Genomic DNA, 1,451 nt, shown 5'->3' with positions numbered 1-1,451 from the left:
TCCGCGCCCAGGTCCACGCCGACGCGGACGCCGGCCGCCGCGTGCTGCTGCTGGCCCGCACGGACGCGCCCCTGATCGGGGATGCGCTGCCCGCCGGAGGCGTCCCGGTCGCCGTCGTGACGTTCCGCGAGAACGTGCGCCCGGACGCCGCCGAGACCCTCGACTACTTCCACGCGCAGGGCGTGCGGACCGTGGTGATCTCCGGGGACAGCCCACGCACCGTGGCCGCCGTGGCCCGCGAGGTGGGCCTCGAGGTGGCGGGCCAGGCCTATGACGGGCGCACCCTGCCGGACGAGCCCGGGGAGCTCGCCGCCGTGATGGCCGAGCACGACGTGTTCGGCCGCGTCAGCCCGGACCAGAAGAAGGCGATGGTGCAGGCGCTGCAGTCGCGCGGGCACGTGGTGGCCATGACCGGCGACGGCGTGAACGACGCCCTGGCCCTGAAGACCGCGGACCTGGGCATCGCCATGGGCAACGCGGCCCCGGCCACCAAGGCGGTGTCCCGGATGGTGCTGCTGGACGGGCGCTTCGACCGCCTGCCGCGCGTGCTCGGCGAGGGCCGCCAGGTGATCGCGAACATGGAGCGGCTCGCCCACATCTACCTGACGAAGACGACGTACGCGCTGCTGTTCGGCGTGGTGTTCTCCCTGTTCGCGTGGCAGTTCCCGCTGCTGCCGCGGCAGGCCTCCACGGTGGACTTCATCATGATCGGCGCGCCCACGTTCTTCCTCGCGCTGCTGCCGAACCCGCGCCGCTACGTGCCCGGCTTCCTGGGGCGGGCGCTGCGGTTCGCGATCCCCTCCGGCGCGGTGATCCTGCTGTCCATGGTGGCCTTGCATGCGTACGTGCGCCTCACCGCCGGCGACGTCGACCTGGCCCGCCAGCAGGCCGCGTTCATGATCACCCTGACCCTGCTGGGCCTGTGGGTGCTCAGCGTGATGTCCCGGCCGCTGAGCGCGCGCGTGGTGGTCCTCATCCTGGCGATGTACGCGGTGCTGGCCGCCGTCGTGCTGGTGCCGGCCTCCCGCTGGTACCACCGGATGGAGGTCCCGCCCACGGACGTGCTCGTGGCCGCGCTGGTGGTCGCCGCGCTCGGGTGCGGACTGATCGAGGTCATCCACCAGGTGCACCGCCGCCACGTGGCGAGGGTGCTGGCCGCCGCGGGGGCCTGAGACCCCTCAGCGGCGGGCGCGACGCACGGCGGCCCGGTAGTCGAGCCACGTCCACACCAGCACGACGACGGCGACCAGCAGGTACGCGACGTCCCACGCGCTGAGCCGCTCCCCGGCCACCACGCCCGGGAGACGGGTGGCCAGGATGAGCAGCACGAGCGCGGTGACCGCCCAGGCCCGCCGGCGGGGCGCGGCGACCCGGTCCTTCTGGAAGCCCGCGGCGTACGACTCCGGGGAGCCGAGCTCCTCGGCCAGCGGGCGCCCGGCCGCGGCCCCGCG

The 1,451-nt window shown here is 74.4% G+C and carries 2 protein-coding genes; one reads left to right on the top strand and one right to left on the bottom strand.

The features are described from left to right. Positions 1-1,172, top strand: a 1,172-nt coding sequence (locus HMPREF3105_RS09110) for an HAD-IC family P-type ATPase (protein WP_141762480.1), incomplete at its 5' end; no start/stop codon positions are given. A 6-nt stretch (positions 1,173-1,178) separates the two neighbouring features. On the opposite strand, the gene HMPREF3105_RS13265 is transcribed toward HMPREF3105_RS09110, so the two are convergent. Beyond that, positions 1,179-1,451 (bottom strand): hypothetical protein (locus HMPREF3105_RS13265; protein ID WP_210401442.1); only part of this gene is annotated, 273 nt, incomplete at its 5' end.

The organism is Micrococcus sp. HMSC31B01, from assembly GCF_001816085.1.
GTDB lineage: Bacteria > Actinomycetota > Actinomycetes > Actinomycetales > Micrococcaceae > Micrococcus > Micrococcus luteus.
The sequence above is the reverse complement of the archived record's forward strand: the minus strand, read 5'-3'. Positions and strand labels throughout refer to the sequence as shown.